Genomic DNA, 17,495 nt, shown 5'->3' with positions numbered 1-17,495 from the left:
GCTGGGGGAGTTGGCGGTGAATGTAAATACACTCACACATGGGTCCACACGTTCGCTGACGCAGATCGAGCGACCGATCGGGCGTCACCGAACTACCAAGGCTAACATCAGATCCCATCTGTACGGCGGACCGCAGGGGTGGAATCCTCATTTCCTTCGGACGTATTCGTAGGCCACCAGGGGTACATAACCCCTTCGGACCCGAACCGTCCGGACTGACGGAGTGCACTTCGCACGCCGCCTCTTTCTTCGTATATAATCACAATCGCTGACCACTATTTAAGGCCTACGAACTTTAACTTCAGAGAGAGTGAGTGCCACGCGTACTGTAACAAGAGTTTGATCAGCTCGAGGTCGATTATACTCTGAAATGCAATGTTTTCGAACCCTCGAGTCGAGAGAAAGGACGATCACAGACCCGATAACACCTGTCTGTATCGAATCGCCAGTCGTGATCCAATACAACCGGAGAGGACGACCCACGTCACGAGCGTTATTCGCAATAGATTCCGTACAGGACACGTGTTGACCGGCTTCTCCCTCGAGGGAACATCGACTGGAGAATCAAGTATGCGCGGATGAGCCGCGTCTAACGATGCAAGCGTGGAGCGTAACTACGCGTCGGTGCTCTCGAGCTGACCGCTCACGGCCTGTACGACGTCCGTCGCTCGCTTGACGTCCGCACCGCTCTCGACGAAGACGAGCGTTCGCGGTGGCGTCGTTGCTTTCGGTCGCACCCGAAGGTCGATGTCCGACGCAGTCTCGGCTGCGGTATCTTGCTCTATTTCGAACTCGAGGTGTGCCCGATCGTCGTGGACGAACACGCGCGCGAGGCGCTCGTCGCTTCGAGTGATGTCGTAGGCGCGCGCGCCGTCAGCCGTTGGCTCGACGTCGCGGTCGGCGTTCGTCACGGCAACGGCTGCGAGGCCGCCGTCCTCGCGGCCGTCGAGTTCGCTCGAGAGCAGTTCGGCGATCCGTCGGCCGTCGGTGATCCGATCCTCGACCATACACGGGGCTCAGGCTGTCGGGATTATATACTGTCGGACACGGACCCATGCGGGCCGACCGTGGTGCGATGCCTCTCGCCGTCGGTGCCGCGAGTGCGATCAGTGTGGAACGCAGTTCACTCGTTCTGAGAATTGGCTTCAGTGTCGCGGACGGCCGCGCGGGCGATCGGAACGAGGTCGTCGACCTCGAACCCCTCGCGGCGGGCGTAGACGACCGCAGCGGCTTCGATCGTGACTCCGAGTTCTCCCTGGAGGGTGTTGATCGCGCCGACGGCCTCGTGTTTTTCCATCCCTTCCGCGACCAGCGAGTCGAGGACGCGTTCGAACGCCGACCGCTCCCGGAGGAGATCCTCGTCGGGCGTGAACTCCTCGGGCACGGTCACCTCGGCAGGATCGAACGTCACGTCGAGTCCGTCGTCGGTTCGCTCGAGCAGGCCCTCTTTCGTCGCGACGTCGATCAGTCGCTTCGATTGGTCGGGTGAGAACCAGTCCCGGTCGAGCGAGAGGGCGACGACGAACTCGTTTTCCTTGAGGCGGCGCGTGCCGTGTTGAATGAACGGGGCGGCGACCGCGACGCGGAGACTCATCGGGGAGGAGTTGCTCGAGCGGTGAGAAAACGATGACGGTTCGGCCCTCGTCGCCGGACACGGCTGTTGTCGGGTGATCAGTCCGAGGCACGACCGCCGCCGGTACCGTTGCGGTCGGCTCGAGACGGTGGCGGGAATTCGGTGGGGGCAGTCGGCTCCGGCGTCTCGGGGAGGACACACCGGTCGGGTTTCCGGTTGACGTGTCGGTACTGCTCCGGCGCGTTCGCGAGCGGGTGTGCGGGGTTTTGATCGCTGTCGATACGAGCGGCTCGGACCTCGTCGAACCCGCAGAGACGGGCCTGAATGCCCCGCCAGTGATACCGGGTCGCGGCTGGGACGGAGATCGGGCGAGGCGATTTGCCGTCGGGGTGTTGGGTCGCAAGGATGGCGTTGTTGACGTTGCTGGCGAGCGCGTCGTGATCGATGAGGACGCCGACGGCGGCGTTCTGTGGCGCTCGTGCGGCGAGCACGTCGAGCCCGAGATGCAGCGCCCGATACTCGGCGACGTTGTTGTCCGGCGGCGCGTCCGTGGCTGCGACGCGTGCAACACGGGTGCCATCGCGCGTTTCGATAACGGCGCCCAGCCCACCGCCCGACTCCCGGAAGGACCCGTCGGTAGCGACGTAGAAATCACGATGGTGGGTCCGCGGGGGATGGGCGATGTGGGGCGTGGGCGACTCGTCGAACAGGTCCCGCAGTGCGGACCGGCCGTGAGCGGCCATATTCCCGAGTAAGTCACTCATCGACTTAACTATTCTGTCCCTGATAACATATGACATTGGTTCTCATAGTTAGAGGTCCGGTCCTCTCCGACCGAGCGCGCCGTACTGTCAGTAGTACCTCGTACTGAGAAATCGCACGAGCAGACTCTCTCGAGCCGGGTAAAGACACGAATACCGGTATTTCAGCGGACCTTATTTAAGCGACGAGCACCGGGCACGCTGTGTCCTCGCCGAAACCGAGTACGACGAGACGAACGCACTGCCCGAGAGCTATCTCGAGGAGGCAGAACGTCCGGCAGGAGACAAGCACGCCGGCCCCGAGGAACCTGAGGAAGAAGCGCCCGAAGAGCGGACCCATCCCCCAGCCGAGACAACCGGTGGTGAACACCAGTGAGCACTCCCAAGCCGCTCGTCCGCGTCGACGACCTGCAGAGGTACTTCTGGGAGAACGACTCGCTGCTGCGATCGCGTCGCCGTCATGTACCTCGGTGAAAGCGTCGAGATCGGTCCCGTCAAGGCGCTGTTCGACGAACCGAAACACCCCTACACGCGGGCGCTGCTCGAGAGCGTCCCACGGGCCGCGACCGGCGAACGGGATCGCGACCGGGAGATCCTCGCCGGCGACGTCCCCTCGCCGCGGAACCCGCCCAGCGGCTGTCGGTTCCGGACTCGCTGTCCGCTGGTGATCCCGCCGCCGGACCTCGATATCGACCGGGAGACGTATCGCGAACTCATGACGCTCCGCGAGCGGATCGAGCAGCGGGACATCTCCCGGTCGATCGGTGAGGGTGATCGATTCGCGGCCGACGACAGCGGGGTTTCGGAGGGGGACGCCGACGCGTTCGTCGCGGCGTTGAAAGACCGATTGCTCGCTATCGACCTCCCGCCGCAACACGACGCGATCGTCGAGGACGCACTCGCCGACCTGGCAACCGGAGACTGGGAGGCGGCAGCCGACCGGCTGTCGAGGGTCTACGAGAGCGTCTGCGAACGCGAGCACCCGGGACTCGGCGATGGGGACCATCCGGGGGCCTGTCACCTCTACGGCGAGACGAGCGAGCGGATCGACTCAGAGTCGCGGCCCTGACTCCCAAGTATCACCGATCGAGAAAGTATCGAGAGCGTTGACGGTCGACGAAATCGGCCGAATCCTGCCGCGTCTGGATCCGACGGAGGCCGCCTCGAGAACGGGGTCGAATCGAGTGCGTCGAAACCCAATCTGTGTTGGCAGCAGGTGTAATACCACTGGGTGCTTGGGAGGTGTATGAGCCCGACGAACGCCAGTCGGATGGAGGCGGCCTGTTCCCTGCTCGCCGAGTCCGAACGACGGCTGCTACTCTACGAGCTCGCGGACAATCGGACCGCGAACCTCGAGGACCTCGTCAGCCGGATCGCGGCCTGGGAACTCGACGTCAGCGCCCACGCGCTCGACAAGGAGACCAGACAGCGCGTCTACGTCTCGCTCGTCCACAACCACCTGCCACGGCTCGCTGATTACGACATCATCGAGTACGACCTCCGAAGCGGTGACATCGTCCTGGCGGAGGGGTTCGACGACATCAAGCCCCTGCTCGAGCAGTTCCGGACGACCGAAGACGATCCCGAGATCCGCGAACGGCCGCCGCTCTGAGACGGACTCCTCTCAGTGGGTTTCGGCGCACCCCAGGGCGGGTCGCGGGTGTGTCGGTATCCAGTGATAGCAGACCGTATGAGATGGCGAGACGCGGTCGACCACTGACGAACTGCAGTCGTGCTGACCGTCGTGGCGCTGTCCGCTGACGGAGCAGTTTCACTCCCGAGTCGACATCCGGATAGGGCAGAATCGAAACCTAAAGGGCAGCTCACACCCGAGAGAGCCGCTGTGATCCGGTATCGAAATCTCGGGTTGTTCGTGGCGCTCGCGACGCTGTGGGGTGGCGCGTTCGTCGCGATCAGTGTGGGACTCTCGTATTTTCCGCCGATCCTGTTCGCGGCGTTTCGGTACGATATCGCCGGAATCCTGATGCTTGGGTATGCAGCTGTCGTCGTCGAGCGGTGGCGGCCTCGAGAGCCAGTCGAGTGGGGACAGGTCGCCGTCGGTGCCGTGCTATTGATTGCGGCCTATCACGCGTTTCTCTTCGTCGGCCAGCAGCGCACGCCGGCGGCGACCGCAGCCGTGCTGGTGAGCCTCTCACCGGTTTTGAGTACCGGCTTCGCTCGGCTGCTCGTCCCCGCTGACGCCCTCTCACCGGTCGGCGTGGTCGGCGTCCTCGTCGGACTCGCCGGCGTCGCGGTGATCGTCCAGCCGGACCCGTCGAATCTGCTCGCAGCCGACGCCGTGTCGAAGGCGCTCGTCTTCTGTGCGGCAGCGGCGTTCGCGCTCGGCAGCGTCCTCACCCGCCGGCTCGATGCCACGCTCCCGATCGAGACGATGGAGGCCTGGTCGATGCTCGGCGGCGCGGTCGTCCTCCATCTCGTGAGCCTCGCGCTCGATGAACCGCTCGAGCCGGCCACGTGGTCCCACCCGGAAGCGGTCGGCGCGCTCGCCGTCCTCGCGTTCGGCGCGAGCGCGGTCGGCTTTCTCATCTACTTCGACCTGCTCGATCGACTGGGTGCCGTCGAGATCAACATGGTTTCGTACGTGGCCCCGATCGTGACCGCGATCGTCGGCTGGCTCTATCTCGACGAGGCCGTCGATGTCGTGACGCTGGCCGGGTTCGGACTCATCGCGGTCGGCTTCGTCCTCGTCAAGCGGCGGGCGATCCGCCGGGAACTCTCCTGGGAGCAGTAAGTAGGGTTCGCGAATCCGCCGGAGCGTCTAGCATCTGCTCGATCGGCGAACGACAACCCTGCTCGAAATCGATGCGGAGCGCCTATTGGTAGTGGGGATGGCCGACGTACAACGCGAGGAGGTTCCCGACGACCAGACAGACGAACAGGACGGCATCGAACGAGGACGACAATCCGGTCGCGAGCAGAGGCAGGTACAGAAACGGCATGGCGATAGCCGTCCAGAACCCCACCGCGCGGATCGAGGTGACGAGCCCCGGTGCGACTCGCTCGAGGACGCCGTGGGTGTCGTCGCTCCCCTCGGTCGTCGAACTCGAGCCAGCGTCTGCAGACCGTTGGTCGGAGACGGACGGTGGACTGGCCATCGGGATCAGTGGACGCCGTTCCATTCGTCCGCTATCCAAAATAGCGATGCGACAGTTTCGATCGGTTACGACGGATTCAACGGAATCTGCTGCACTGAACGAGGCGTTTATCGATCGAAACAGTCGGCTGGTGGCGAGCCGGATCCCCGGCACAGAAGTGATAGTTGCGTTCGCTCGGGCTCACGGTTCACGGCCGGACCAATCGGCTGTCGGTCGGGATGACGGCTCGAGCACGACGGTTTCTCCGGCGGTCATCGAATCTCCGACGTCGACGGCGACGTCCTCACGGTCGACCGACGGCGGAAAGAGGAGATCGACGCGGCTGCCGAAGGCGATGTGGCCGATGCGGTCGCCGCGCGCGAGATCGTCGCCGGGGTCGGCGTAGGGATGGATGCGGCGGGCGAACGCGCCGGCGATCAGCGTGACTGCGGCATCGTGGTCCGGCCCGTCGGCCATCGCGCTCGAGGCGTCGACACTCGTCGCCGCCTCGGCAGATGCCGACGGCAGATTCGGGGAGTCGGACGCGAGACGGACGTGGACACGTTCGTTTCTGTCGGACTCCTTCGAGAACGCAGGCCGGTTCGCACCGGGGACGTGTTCGACGTCAGAGACGTGGCCCGCGAAGGGTGCGCGAACGACGTGGACGTGCCAGACGTTCATGAAGACGCCGAGCCGGACCCGATCGCCTTCCTCGCGGAGGACGGAGACCGTCCCGTCGGCTGGCGAGACGACACCGGTGGCCGGTGGCGTGCGCTCCGGGTCGCGAAAGAACGCGAGGGTTCCCGCACCGAGCGCGAGCGCGACGAGCCCGACCGTAGCGCTATAGAGGAGCGCGAACGGCGCAGCGAGCAAGGGCACGATGGCGTACTTCCAGGCCCCCGGCGCGAATTTCATAGCAGGGCAAACGAGAGCGACCCGTATGGCCGTTACGGATCGACAACCTGCGTCGGTGTGGCTCTCGATCGATCACACCGCCGTTCACGGGTCACGACAATACTGGCCTACTGGTCTCGTACGGCGTGGGTTACAAAACGTATGCAGGTCGCTCGGAGTCCGTCTGGCGTCGACGATCGATACGGCGGCCCTGTGACTCGTGTATTGGAAGGCTATGTCGGACGGCAGTAGTCGATCACGAGAATCGATGCGTTCACCACAGGCATGCTATGTGAGCCGGGTTTTCCCGACGTTATGACGTATAAGGAACTGTTGACAACCGAGAATAACAATATATCGCACCGTGGCGCAAGCGGTCGCCAGCAATGAAACGACGAACGTATCTCAGCGCCGCCCTCGTAGCCGCTCTCGCCGGCTGCTCGACGTCCGAAGAATCGGACGACGACCCCGGTTCTGATGGCGACCAGCCGACGGCCGAACTGTTCGACGACTTCGAAGATTTAGACGCGTGGGACGCGCGGCTCGGCTCGCTCTCGGCCGACGAGGAGCGTGTCTACGACGGCTCGCAGTCCGCACGACTCGAGTCGGGGTCCGACAACCAGTTCCGGATCGTCCGCGAGCTGGACGAACCACAGGATTTCTCCGGCGTGCGGCCGAGCATGGCGATGGCGACGGAACACGAGGCCGACATGGTCGTCCAGTTGCTCGACGAGGACGAGAACCGGATGGTCTTCAGACAGCAAATGCACAAGGACACGCCGCTCGTCCACAACAATTTCGGCGTTGGGACCGTCGACGGCGAGCCCGATCTGAGCGCGATCACCGAGGTTCAGATCATCCGCTGGACGTCCGACGACGACAAGGGGGCGGTCTGGGTCGACGACCTCCGGTTTGCCCCCGCACCGGACGTCGGGAAGGTCGTGCTCCAGTTCGACGGCGGCCACGAGTCCGCCTACACGCATGCGTTCCCGGTCCTCGACGAGTACGACTATCCTGCAACGACATTTATCACGCCAGGGCGGGTTCGCGAGGACGAAAGCGCGACGGGCGAGCACCTCCTCACCGACCAGCTCGCGGAGCTATCCGACGCCGGCTGGACGATCGGGAGCCACTCGATGCATGGGCTCGATCTCGCCACGACAGACCGCGACCCGGCAACGGAGGTCGGCGACGCGAAGGCGTGGCTCGAGGACAACGGCTACGAGGAGGGCGCACGCTACTTCTCCTATCCGGTCGGCGAGTACGACGGGGAGGTCCTCGAGGCCGTCTCGGAACACCACAGCCTCGCATTCGCCGGTCTCTATCCCTCGCAGGGCGTCCCGGTGAACCCACACCTCTGCTCGCGGGTCACCGGCCTCAGCGCCCAGGCGGCGCGGTCGGCGCTCGACCTCACTGCAGAGCTCGGCGGCATCACGTCGCTCGCCTTCGGCCAACTCGACGGCGAGTCCCAGTCGATGCTCCGGGAGACGGTCAGCTACCTCAACGAACTGGAATCCGCTGGTGAGCTCGAGGTGATCACGCCCACGGACATGGAAGACTCGTTCGTCAGCTAATGAGCGGTCAATCCCAGAACGATTGCGTCCGGGCGTACTCGCGTTCTTTCGAGAGGATGTCCCGGTAGAACTCGGCCTCGTCCTCGCGGAGCTTGTTGATGATCTGAGCGGCGTTGTGCGGGCCGACGCCGCGGGCGGCCATCGCGATGACGGCCTGCTTGCCGTGGCTCTGGACGAGACTCGCGGCCCGGAACGCGCGCTCGGTCATCCGATCCTGCTCCTCGTCTTTCTCCTGGGCCCGGACTGCCTGGACGACCTCATCAGCCCATGGGTTCAGCGACGCGATCCGGGTCGAGCCACAGTCGGGACACTCGGGCTGGTCGGCGACTCGCTTGACTTTCGTCTTCACCTTCCACTCCGTGCAGTGCGTACACAGCAGGATGACCCGATCGTCCCGAATCCGCTCTTTGACCGTCTCGATGACGCTCGCGTCGGCGTTTTCTGGCGCGAGCAGTTCCTTACCGCCCGACGACCTGCCACCCTGTCCGACCGGCGTACGCCCACGGTTGGTCACCACTGCGAGCTCGCCCGACTGAATCTTCTCGAGCACCGCACTCGCACGGTCGACGTCCAGATCCTCGTGGAACACCTCCCGGATCGCCTCCTCGTACATCGGCGTGTCCTCGAGCGCTGCCAGCAACCGATCGTTAGAGATGCGACCCGAGCCCGTGTTCTGCCAGCGCTTGAGTGCGCCGAACTTCGCCGAGACCTGTGCGAGTCGGAAGGCGAGGGCGTCCGAGCGTTTGAGCCCGAGTTCGACGATCGCCTCGACGTGATCGGGGTCGGTCTCGGAGAGCACCTCGAGTACGTCGCTGGTCGCGATCGATGTCGGTACCTCGAGTTCGATCCGGTAGGGATCGGTCTCGAGGCCGACCGAGGAACCGGCCCGCTGACCCAATAGCGCCGAAAGGACGCGGCCGAGCGTCTCGTTTGCCATGTGGCCGAACGGTGCATTCAGGACGATCGTCCGCCCCCGGCGCTCGAGGACGAGTCGGTCGGCCGTCGGCATCGGTGCGTCGGCGTCGACCTGGCGCTCGAGTTGCGTGCAGGCCTCGGTCAGCGTGTACTCGTCGCTCGGGTACCGGCCGGCGAGTTCGCGACCGACCGCGGCAGCATCGGCACCCGACTGAAGCTGTGGCTCGGCGACGGCTCGGATTTCGCCGACCTCACCTGCGACCGCGGCGGGAACGGGGATCTCCTGACCGATCCACGAGGGCACCTCGCCGGCGGGGTCCTCGATCGGGCTGACCTTGACCCGGGCCTCGTCGTCGTCGATCTCGGCGATCCGCCACATCTCGCCGCGCTGGATGAACACCTCGCCCAGCTGGGCGAAGTTGACGACGAACCGCTCGTCTAGGGTCCCGATCTGGCCGCCCGAGGCGATGTCGTGGACCTCGTAGGTCTCCTCGTCGGGGATCATCGAGAGATTGGCGTAGACGTACTGCCAGGTACCGCCGGTGGTCTCGATACGGTCTTCCCCCTCGTCGAACCAGAGGATACGGTTGCGGTCCAGTTCGGAGACGATCTCGCGAATCGTCTCCCCGGGCACGTTTCGAAACGGGTACGCGCGCGTGACAGTTTCGACGGCTTCGTCGACATCCGTATCGCCGCGACTCTGCACGATCGCCGGCAACTGGTTCGCCACGACGTCCAGGCTGCCCTCGTGGATCGCCGCCGGCTCGACCTCGCCGTCGCGGGCCCGGCGAGCGATCGCCAGTGCCTCGAACGTGTCGTCCGGTCGCGTGGTGACGATCGTCCCGCTCGAGACCTCGTCCTGGCGGTGCCCGGCGCGGCCGACCCGCTGGAGCAGCCGCGTGACCTGTCGCGGACTCTTGTACTGGATCACGTGGTCGACCTGTCCCACGTCGATGCCCAGTTCCATCGAGGACGTACACAGCAAGCCGTCGAGGTCGCCGGCCTTGAACCGGTCCTCGACGTCGATCCGTGCCTCCTTCGAGAGCGAGCCGTGGTGGACGCCGATCGGCAACTCGAGTTCCTTGAACCGCGAGCCGAGCGCCTCCGCAGTCTGGCGCGTGTTGACGAAGATCAGCGTCGACTCGTGGGCCGCGACAAGGTCGCGGATCAGCCGGACGTGGCTGGCCGTATCTGGCTCGGTCATGAGTTCCCCTGCTAACCGCTCGTCCGCTTCGGTAATCTCTGGCTGACGGACCGTTACATCGACATTACTCCCCACGTCGATCTCGCGAATCTCGCAGGACCGCCCGCCCGTGAGGAACTGGCCGACTTCGCCGGGGTCGCCGACGGTCGCCGAGAGGCCGATCCGCTGGAACGGCCCCGCCAGGTCCCGGAGCCGCTCGAGACCCACCGAGAGCTGTGCCCCCCGCTTCGAGGCCGCGAGTTCGTGAACCTCGTCGATCACGACGTGGGAGACATCCGCCAGCGCCTCGCGTAACCGCTCGCCAGTGAGCATCGCCTGGACGGTCTCAGGGGTCGTGATCAGCACGTCCGGCGGGTTCTCGGCCTGTTTGCTCCGCTGATACTGGGTCGTGTCGCCGTGGCGGACGTCAACCGCGAGATCGAGATAGTCGCCCCACCACTCGAGGCGCTCGCGCATGTCGCGGTTGAGCGCCCGCAGCGGCGTAATGTAGAGTGCGCCGAAGCCCTCGGGAGGCCCCTCGTCAGCAACCAGATGATCGAAGACGGGCAACATCGCCGTCTCGGTCTTCCCGCTACCGGTGGGTGCGATCACGAGCGTGTTCTCGCCGGCCGACAGCGGTGGGATTGCCAGCCGCTGTGGTGCCGTCGGCTGTGAGAAGCCGCGTTCGGAGAGCGCCCCGCGAACCGTCGCTCCGAGGTGGGTAAAGGCCGCGACGTCCCCGTCAGTCATCGAAATACGGTAGGAACGAACGGCGGATAAGTACCACGCTTCCGGTGAACTCGAGGGCGACTCGAGCCGACGCCGGCACTCACGGGAATCGTTCCGCTGAGAACCGATGCCCGACAGTCGATGTGTTTCCCCGGCGGGGTGGACTCACTCCTCGGATTTCTCGTCATCCCCGCTATCGAGATCGTCATCGACGAGATCCTCCGCGACATCCTCTCCGACTGCCATCTCACCCGGTTCAGCCGGTTCGTCCTGTACGTCGGATTCGGTGCGCTCGGCGATTTCCTCGTCCGAGCGGTCGTCGGCGTAGTCGGCGTTCGTCGCCGTCTCGTCGAGCATGTCGCCGCTGGTCTCATCTCTCTCGGGTTCGTCGGTTCCGGCTTCGCTGCTCTCGTCGAGTCCCGTCACGTCGTCGCCACCGCCCTCGTCCGTCTCGGACGACGGCTCGACACCGGGGTCGAACTCGGAGGCCTCGCTCCGGGGACCGTCGATCGTCGTCTCCGTGATGTCGTCGGGGACGGTGGCACCGACTCGGTTCCGGATCGTGTCGATCGACCGATCACCGGGAACGGCGTCGGTGGCGCGGCTCCGGATCTCGTCAGGGAGGACGTCCTCCATCTCTTCCTGTACTTCGTCGACGGACTGGATCGGCACGTCGTCGCGCGGCCCCAGCACTCGTAACACAACGTAGGTAACGGTGAGCAGGCCGATTGCGGTGAGGAGGTGACGGGCGAGCCCTCCCAGGCGCGACGCCGTCGTCGGTCCCGCTTCGGCCGCCGTCCTCGGTCGCTCGCGATCGGGTGTTCGAACTCGCATCGCGACCTGTACGGACCCAGGCCGCAAGTGGGTTGGGCGTGGATACGCCGGCAGAAGTCGCTGGTCCGCGTCCGACTCGAGCGGTCGGGATGCGATCAGGCCTCGAGGTGCTCGATCCGGGCGTAGCGGCCGGCCCGCCAGCCGGCGACGAGCGCGACGATGGTCCCGGCGACGAGCGCGAGCGCGAACCCACCGGCGTAGACCGCAGGCGGCGTCTGCAGGAGTCGCTCGAAGCCGAGCACCGACGCCGAGAACCGGTTCAGGCCGATCACGGCAAGCGGCGTCACCGCGACGGCGAGGAAGCCACCGAGCAGACCGATGACGAGTCCCTGCATGCCGATCGTGCCGGCGAGCAGGCCACGCGAGAGGCCGATCGCCCGCAGCGCCGCGAGTTGTTCGCGTTGCTGGTGGGCCACCAGCGCGAACAGGTTGGCCGTCAGGACGATGCCGCCGAGGACGGCCAGTCCGACCAGCGTAGCGCCGCTTGCGAGTACGGCCGTACGTTCCCCGAGCATCGATTGGATCTGGTTGTCGCTGGTCCGGACGTCGTACTCGGGATACTCTTCACTCAGGTCAGCTGCGACGGCGTCGCGGTCGGCGTCGTCGGCCACGTCGGCAGTGACGAACGTCGCCCGGTCGGTCCCCGACGTCCCGGCGACGGCTTGCAGGTCGCCGAGCGGGACCGTCACCGTCGGCGAGCCCAGATACTGCGAGTAGTAGTCGGAGAGGCCGACGACCGTGAACTCGTTGTGCTCGGCCGTGTGCCGGCTGGTTCCGATGTAAATCGTATCGCCGACCCCAACGCCGAGTTCGTCCGCGACCTGCGGATCGAGCACGATCTCACGGCGCTGCGGATCGTCAGGCGGGGGACCAGCGGCGGCGTCTTCGTCGACGTCGAATCCGCGTCCCGCCTGGAAGTCGAACTCGTCGTGGGTCTCCTGGACGCCGACCGCGGGCCGGCGCTCGAGTTCGGACGGACTCGAGCCGACGTAGACGTCGTACATCGCGATCGGAGAGGCCGACGCGACGTCGTCCCGCGCGGTGAGCTCGGCCGCCATGCCGTGTGCGCCGACGATCGGGTTCTCCGTGCCGCTGGCACCTGGTTCGACGGGGGATCGCGAGATCCAGATGTCCCGATTGGCGTTGTCCAGTCCTTGCTCGCCCTTCTCGACGACACCGACGCCGAGGCTCGCGAGCACTGTCACCGAGAGCACCGCCAACGTGACCGCGAGCACGGTCAGGGCGGTCCGGCCGGGCGAGCGCCGGAGCTGTGCGAGTGCGAGCCCGATGACGGCTCGCGTCCGAACGACTGCGCGGCTCACGCTCATCGGCCCACCTCCGCCAGCACGGACGTCCGTGCGGCCACGGCAAGCGGGTAGGGGACGGCGACGAGGCCCGAGAGCAAGGCGACGGCGATCCCGTATGGCACGAACAGCGGATGGAACTGCGCGACCGCCCCCGGCGCGACGGTCGCGCCCGCGACCGCGTTGACGCCGGCGATCGCCGCCGCACCGAGGCCGACGCCCACGACCGACCCGACGAGCGTGGTGATCCCCGTCGAGATCGCGATCACGGCGAGTCGGCCACGAGTGGCAATGCCGACCGACTCGAGGACGGCGAGCATTCGTCGATCCTCGTCGACGGTCATCCCCATCGTCGTCGCGACGAACGACGCACAGATCGTCACGCCGACCACCAGCGCGATCACGCTGGTCGCAAACGCCAGCCCGTCCTCGAACAGCGCGGTGGGGTCGGTCGTCCCGGCGACTGCGACCGACGCGCCGGGGTAGGTGTCGGCGGCGGCCGACTGTGCGGCGTCGGACTCGCCCCAGATCACCACCCGATCAGCGAGTTCCCCATCGGCGGCCCCTGACAGCGACTGGAGTTCGCTCGCGTGGACGAGTGCCACCGGCACGCCTGACCCGCCGCCCTCGGTCTCCGTGACCGCCGTTACCGTCACCGTTACCGACGGTTCGGTCGACTCTATTGGCCCCTGCGAGACCGCCAACTCGTCGCCAGCGGACGCGCCGAGGCGGTCTGCGGCAGTCCGAGAGAGCACGATTCCACCCGCCCGCGGACCCTCGTACGAGCCGTTCGCGTAATGTGTATCGCCCGCCTCAAGCTGATTCGTCGGCAGCCCCGCGACGGTTCGCGACTCGTCGTCGGGAACGACACCGACGAGCCGGACGGTCTGTGGGTCACCGTCAGCCCCCTCGAGCCTGCCTGTCTCGATCAGTACCGGCGACGCGTGTGTGACGCCCTCGTGGGCACGGATCTCACTGGCTCGTTCGTTGGCTGCCCCGAGACGCGGCCCCTCGACCCCGTCGACAGACGATAACGTCCCCTGTTCTTCCGGTGTAATACGGACGGTCGCATCGTCGGTAGCCGTCACACCGCCGTCGGCCAGCGCCAGCGCGATCCCCGTCACGACGAGCAGGAACGCGATCGTCAGCGCGACGGCAGCGACGGTCGAGACGATCCGGCCTGCCGTCGTCCCCGTCGCCCGCTGCCACCACCGCGAGAGCGTCAACCCGACGAGTCCGGTCCAGCGCCTGCGTCGCCGTGTCTCGACGCCCGCGAGCAGGTCGTCACGTTTATCGGACATCGTTCACCCGTCCGTCACGGAGCGTGATGACGTGATCCGCGACCGACAGTGTCGTCGCGTCGTGGGAGGCGACCACCACTGCACGATCGCGGCCGATATCGGTCAACAGTTCGAGGACGTCTTTCCCGGTCGCCGTATCGAGTTCGCCCGTCGGCTCGTCGGCAACGATCACGTCCGGATCCGTCGATAGCGCCCGGGCGATCGCGACCCGCTGGCGCTCGCCACCGCTGAGCTCGCCGGGCAAGTGCGAAGTGCGATCGGCCAGCCCGACCGCCTCGAGCAGCGCCGTCGCACGCGCTCGCCGATCGGAGCGTGAGATGCCGGCCTGCACGAGCGGCAACGCGACGTTCGCGCGGGCGGATAGCGACGGCAGGAGGTGAAACCGCTGGAAAACGATCCCGATATGACGCCGCCGCATCCGGGTTCGCTCCGCATCGGACAGCGCCGTGAGGTCGGTCTCGCGGACGATCACGTTGCCGTCGGTCGGCACTAGCAGCCCTGCGACTGCGTGTAATATCGTCGACTTTCCGCTCCCGCTTGGCCCCTCGAGCCCGACGATCGACCCCATCGGCACATCGAACGAGACGTTCCGGAGGGCGGTCACCGTCCGCTCATCGCCCGACCGGAGGCGGCCACCACTCGATCCGTACTGGTGGGTGACACCCTCGAGGCGAACGGCCGTCGTCGATTCGCGATCGTCCGCCTCGGCCGTAGACGATCCCGAATCCTGCGCTGATCGGTTGAACATCCTCACGGGAGTCTCACGAGGGGGAGAAGACGCACCGACTCATTGTTTCGACCCGGTTTACTCACACAAGACGGCTGTTACTCGCGGTTGCATGCGGACAACTGGACACAACAGGCGGCGTTCAGCAACTGTCGACCCGGTCGTGTAGCGGTCGCGGGACTCGAGCGACAGGCGAGCGTGTAGGGACGGCTTGTCCGCTGGCCAGTGGCTGAAACGGGCACGTACAGGTTAGTGACACAGTAGGTCACAGAAGATGATCGATTCACGAACCGGAAACACACTCGAACATGCTCGAGCCGTTGTTCGGAGTCAGGTGTCGAGCGCGATCCCGTAGCTACCGCAACCTGGCCGTCTCCACCAGCCAGCACCAGACGGCCCACGACTCCGACCGTCGTTCCAGTCGCTGCCAAATACAGCTTTTTGTGCCGGTGTCGTACGAACTGTCGTATGGAACACGTTTCGCTCCGCGGCGTCGACATTCCGTCACTCGGGCTCGGTACCTGGCCGATGACGGGGACGCAGTGTACCGAGGCCGTGCGGACCGCACTCGAGCTCGGCTATCGACACGTCGACACCGCCCAGATGTACGACAACGAGGATGCGATCGGGGCGGCGATTGCTGACTCGAGGGTCGATCGCGACGATGTCTTCGTGACGACGAAACTCCTGCGGGAGAACCTGCGACGTGACGACGCGCTCGAGTCGTTCCAGCGATCGCTCGACCATCTCGGGACAGCCTACGTGGACCTGCTGTTGATCCACGCGCCGAACCCGGACGTTCCCATCGACGAGACGATCGCGGTCATGAACCAGCTGCAGGACGAGGGATCGGTTCGGCACATCGGCGTGAGCAACTTCTCGATCGCGCAATTGCGGGACGCGATGGCCGCCTCCGAGACGCCGATCCTGACGAACCAGGTGCGGTACCATCCCTACCGCGATCGGTCGGTCCTGCTCGAGTACTGCCGCGACAACGATATCATGCTGACTGCGTACAGTCCGCTGGCCGAGGGGGAAATCGCTACCGACGAGACGCTGGCCCAGATCGGCGCAACCTACGACAAGACGGCAGCACAGGTCGCGCTCCGCTGGCTGCTCCAGCAGGAGAACGTGTCGACGATTCCGAAAGCCTCGTCCCGCGAGCACCTCCGCGAAAACATCGACATCTTCGATTTCGAGCTGACCGACGCGGAGATGGATCGTATCTTCGCGCTCTGAGTCACTCTCAGCTAGTCATTTGTCGTTGAGTTCCGGTGCTTCCATCATCGATCAAAAAGACGGGAGCGACCTCGAGCCGATTATGTAGCGGTGAACCCGAGGTCGTTGATTGTGTCGGCCAGTTTCTCGAGATCGAGATGGTCGTCGCCCTCGATTTCGACCGTTCCCTCGATGTGGTTTGCGCTGACGCGCTTGACACCGTCGGCATGGCGCAGCTCGTGCTGTATCGTGTCTTCGCAGCCGTTGCACATCATGTCAGAGACCTGTATCTGGTGGGCTTTTGCTGTTGCCATGAGCGCAGGAACACACGCCAAGCGCCGATATAAAGCTATCATACCACGTACGATAAACGATCCTATTAGATTCGGCAGACGGCGCGGAGCTGCGACATGAGGCACGTTCCACTCAGCATTTAGGACGACTCGAGCGTCGGGAACCCGTAAGACGATCGACTACTCGGTGTCTGCTCGGAATCGACGAGAAAGGAAGTCCGCCCTCCCCGATTTGAACGGGGGACAAGTCGATCTACAGTCGACTGCTCTACCAGTCTGAGCTAAGGGCGGGCACTTCGCAGTCAAACGTAGCCGCCGTAGTGCACATAAGGGTTATTATTCGAGACGGTGAGAACGTGTCAGATACCGTGAGTGGCACCATGATTGATATAGATGGCGTGATAACACCAGCGTAATTGGCCGATGAGCAAGATCACGTTCCGTGCCGACGACGACCTCGTCGCGCAACTCGAGGACCTCGAGGCCTCCAAGAGCGAAGCCATGCGGGAGGCACTGCGCGCGTATCTCGAGGACGAGGTGACTCGGGGTAGCGACGCACGCTCCAATGCGGAACGGGAGCGCGCGGGTGCGATCGACGATCTCGTCCGCGATCGAGTCGACGAACGACTCGACACGCGGTTACGGGAGTTAGGGCTCGACGACGCGAGCACGCGAGCGCGCGAATCAACGTATCCACAAGACGTCAACATCTCGATCTCGCTCGAGGGAACGACAGACGCGTCGGACGAACTGGGAGCGATCGACGTCGATCGGACGCGTGAGACAGCGGGTGACGACCAGCGATCAGATCAGTCACACGAACGGACAGCATCCCAGCCACGTGACGACGGTGTACAGTGCAACCAGTGTGGTGACCGTCTCGACGGCGACCACGTATACTGCCCCAATTGCGGCGAAAAGGCGTCGCGACGATTGTTCTGTGAGTGTGGCGACGAGATTCGATCCGACTGGTCGTTCTGTCCCGGCTGCGGTCGTCGGACGCCCGCGGCGGACGTTCTCGAGTCGGACAGTACACAATACTGATCGGTGTAAGACACTGAAAATCACGCTCGGCGAAAACTTTATTGTCCAAG

Annotated in this window: 17 protein-coding genes, 1 tRNA gene and 1 pseudogene; 6 read left to right on the top strand and 13 right to left on the bottom strand. The window is 65.1% G+C overall.

The annotated features are described in order from the left end of the window. Positions 1-614 precede the first annotated feature (614 nt). The 4 genes from ACFR99_RS08745 to ACFR99_RS08730 form a co-directional block, all read right to left on the bottom strand. Entirely contained in the window at positions 615-1,007 is a 393-nt protein-coding gene (locus ACFR99_RS08745) for a hypothetical protein (RefSeq protein WP_390286387.1), read from the bottom strand. Between the two features lie 116 nt (positions 1,008-1,123). Further along, entirely contained in the window at positions 1,124-1,594 is a 471-nt protein-coding gene (locus tag ACFR99_RS08740; protein ID WP_390286385.1) for a DUF2240 family protein, read from the bottom strand. Positions 1,595-1,671: 77 nt separating this feature from the next. Beyond that, on the bottom strand, positions 1,672-2,316 hold the full coding sequence (locus ACFR99_RS08735) for a ribonuclease H family protein (protein WP_390286384.1): 645 nt from the start codon (positions 2,314-2,316) through the stop codon (positions 1,672-1,674). A gap of 196 nt (positions 2,317-2,512) precedes the next feature. Continuing rightward, positions 2,513-2,704 (bottom strand): hypothetical protein, encoded by a 192-nt coding sequence (locus ACFR99_RS08730; protein WP_390286382.1) that lies wholly within the window; start codon positions 2,702-2,704, stop codon positions 2,513-2,515. Positions 2,705-2,776: 72 nt separating this feature from the next. On the opposite strand from ACFR99_RS08730, the pseudogene ACFR99_RS08725 reads away from it, so the two are divergent. From ACFR99_RS08725 to ACFR99_RS08715, 3 genes and pseudogenes are all read left to right on the top strand, one after another. Further along, a pseudogene (locus tag ACFR99_RS08725) lies at positions 2,777-3,403 on the top strand (oligopeptide/dipeptide ABC transporter ATP-binding protein); the annotation flags it as partial. A gap of 177 nt (positions 3,404-3,580) precedes the next feature. After that, positions 3,581-3,946: a DUF7344 domain-containing protein gene (locus tag ACFR99_RS08720; protein WP_390286380.1), complete on the top strand. Its 366-nt coding sequence runs from the start codon at positions 3,581-3,583 to the stop codon at positions 3,944-3,946. A gap of 231 nt (positions 3,947-4,177) precedes the next feature. After that, positions 4,178-5,086 carry a DMT family transporter gene (locus tag ACFR99_RS08715; RefSeq protein ID WP_390286378.1) on the top strand — a complete coding sequence of 303 codons (909 nt, stop codon included), beginning with the start codon at positions 4,178-4,180 and terminating at the stop codon, positions 5,084-5,086. A gap of 82 nt (positions 5,087-5,168) precedes the next feature. Here ACFR99_RS08715 and ACFR99_RS08710 read toward each other — a convergent pair whose 3' ends face one another. Continuing rightward, on the bottom strand, positions 5,169-5,450 hold the full coding sequence (locus ACFR99_RS08710) for a DUF8028 family protein (RefSeq protein WP_390286403.1): 282 nt from the start codon (positions 5,448-5,450) through the stop codon (positions 5,169-5,171). Positions 5,451-5,630: 180 nt separating this feature from the next. Further along, complete coding sequence (locus ACFR99_RS08705; protein WP_390286376.1) at positions 5,631-6,344, bottom strand: protein sorting system archaetidylserine decarboxylase; 714 nt, start codon at positions 6,342-6,344, stop codon at positions 5,631-5,633. A 365-nt stretch (positions 6,345-6,709) separates the two neighbouring features. Between ACFR99_RS08705 and ACFR99_RS08700 the strand changes: the two genes are divergently transcribed. After that, on the top strand, positions 6,710-7,897 hold the full coding sequence (locus ACFR99_RS08700; protein ID WP_390286374.1) for a polysaccharide deacetylase family protein: 1,188 nt from the start codon (positions 6,710-6,712) through the stop codon (positions 7,895-7,897). A 7-nt stretch (positions 7,898-7,904) separates the two neighbouring features. Here the strand turns inward: ACFR99_RS08700 and ACFR99_RS08695 are convergent, their stop codons facing one another. The 5 genes from ACFR99_RS08695 to ACFR99_RS08675 form a co-directional block, all read right to left on the bottom strand. Next, a complete protein-coding gene (locus ACFR99_RS08695) occupies positions 7,905-10,745 on the bottom strand; it encodes a DEAD/DEAH box helicase (protein ID WP_390286372.1) in 2,841 nt (946 codons plus the stop codon). A gap of 144 nt (positions 10,746-10,889) precedes the next feature. Further along, the gene (locus tag ACFR99_RS08690; RefSeq protein ID WP_390286370.1) at positions 10,890-11,558 is read right to left on the bottom strand and encodes a hypothetical protein; all 669 of its coding nucleotides are present in this window, start codon (positions 11,556-11,558) and stop codon (positions 10,890-10,892) included. 95 nt (positions 11,559-11,653) lie between these two features. Further along, the gene (locus ACFR99_RS08685; protein ID WP_390286368.1) at positions 11,654-12,886 is read right to left on the bottom strand and encodes an ABC transporter permease; all 1,233 of its coding nucleotides are present in this window, start codon (positions 12,884-12,886) and stop codon (positions 11,654-11,656) included. Next, positions 12,883-14,163 (bottom strand): FtsX-like permease family protein, encoded by a 1,281-nt coding sequence (locus ACFR99_RS08680; RefSeq protein ID WP_390286366.1) that lies wholly within the window; start codon positions 14,161-14,163, stop codon positions 12,883-12,885. Before ACFR99_RS08680 ends, ACFR99_RS08685 begins: the two co-directional genes overlap by 4 nt. Then, a complete protein-coding gene (locus tag ACFR99_RS08675; protein WP_390286364.1) occupies positions 14,153-14,911 on the bottom strand; it encodes an ABC transporter ATP-binding protein in 759 nt (252 codons plus the stop codon). The genes ACFR99_RS08680 and ACFR99_RS08675 overlap by 11 nt, the downstream gene beginning before the upstream one ends. 447 nt (positions 14,912-15,358) lie before the next feature. On the opposite strand from ACFR99_RS08675, the gene ACFR99_RS08670 reads away from it, so the two are divergent. Then, positions 15,359-16,129 carry an aldo/keto reductase gene (locus ACFR99_RS08670; RefSeq protein WP_390286362.1) on the top strand — a complete coding sequence of 257 codons (771 nt, stop codon included), beginning with the start codon at positions 15,359-15,361 and terminating at the stop codon, positions 16,127-16,129. Positions 16,130-16,209: 80 nt separating this feature from the next. Here ACFR99_RS08670 and ACFR99_RS08665 read toward each other — a convergent pair whose 3' ends face one another. Next, positions 16,210-16,422 (bottom strand): heavy-metal-associated domain-containing protein, encoded by a 213-nt coding sequence (locus ACFR99_RS08665; RefSeq protein ID WP_390286360.1) that lies wholly within the window; start codon positions 16,420-16,422, stop codon positions 16,210-16,212. Between the two features lie 196 nt (positions 16,423-16,618). Continuing rightward, positions 16,619-16,692: transfer RNA gene (locus tag ACFR99_RS08660), tRNA-Tyr, on the bottom strand. 132 nt (positions 16,693-16,824) lie between these two features. Here ACFR99_RS08660 and ACFR99_RS08655 point away from each other — a divergent pair. After that, on the top strand, positions 16,825-17,445 hold the full coding sequence (locus ACFR99_RS08655) for a double zinc ribbon domain-containing protein (RefSeq protein WP_390286358.1): 621 nt from the start codon (positions 16,825-16,827) through the stop codon (positions 17,443-17,445). The last annotated feature ends 50 nt before the right edge of the window (positions 17,446-17,495 follow it).

It is taken from the genome of Haloarchaeobius amylolyticus, assembly GCF_042678045.1.
In the GTDB taxonomy this organism is placed as follows: domain Archaea; phylum Halobacteriota; class Halobacteria; order Halobacteriales; family Natrialbaceae; genus Natrinema; species Natrinema amylolyticus_A.
This window is presented reverse-complemented; position numbering and strand designations above follow the sequence as displayed.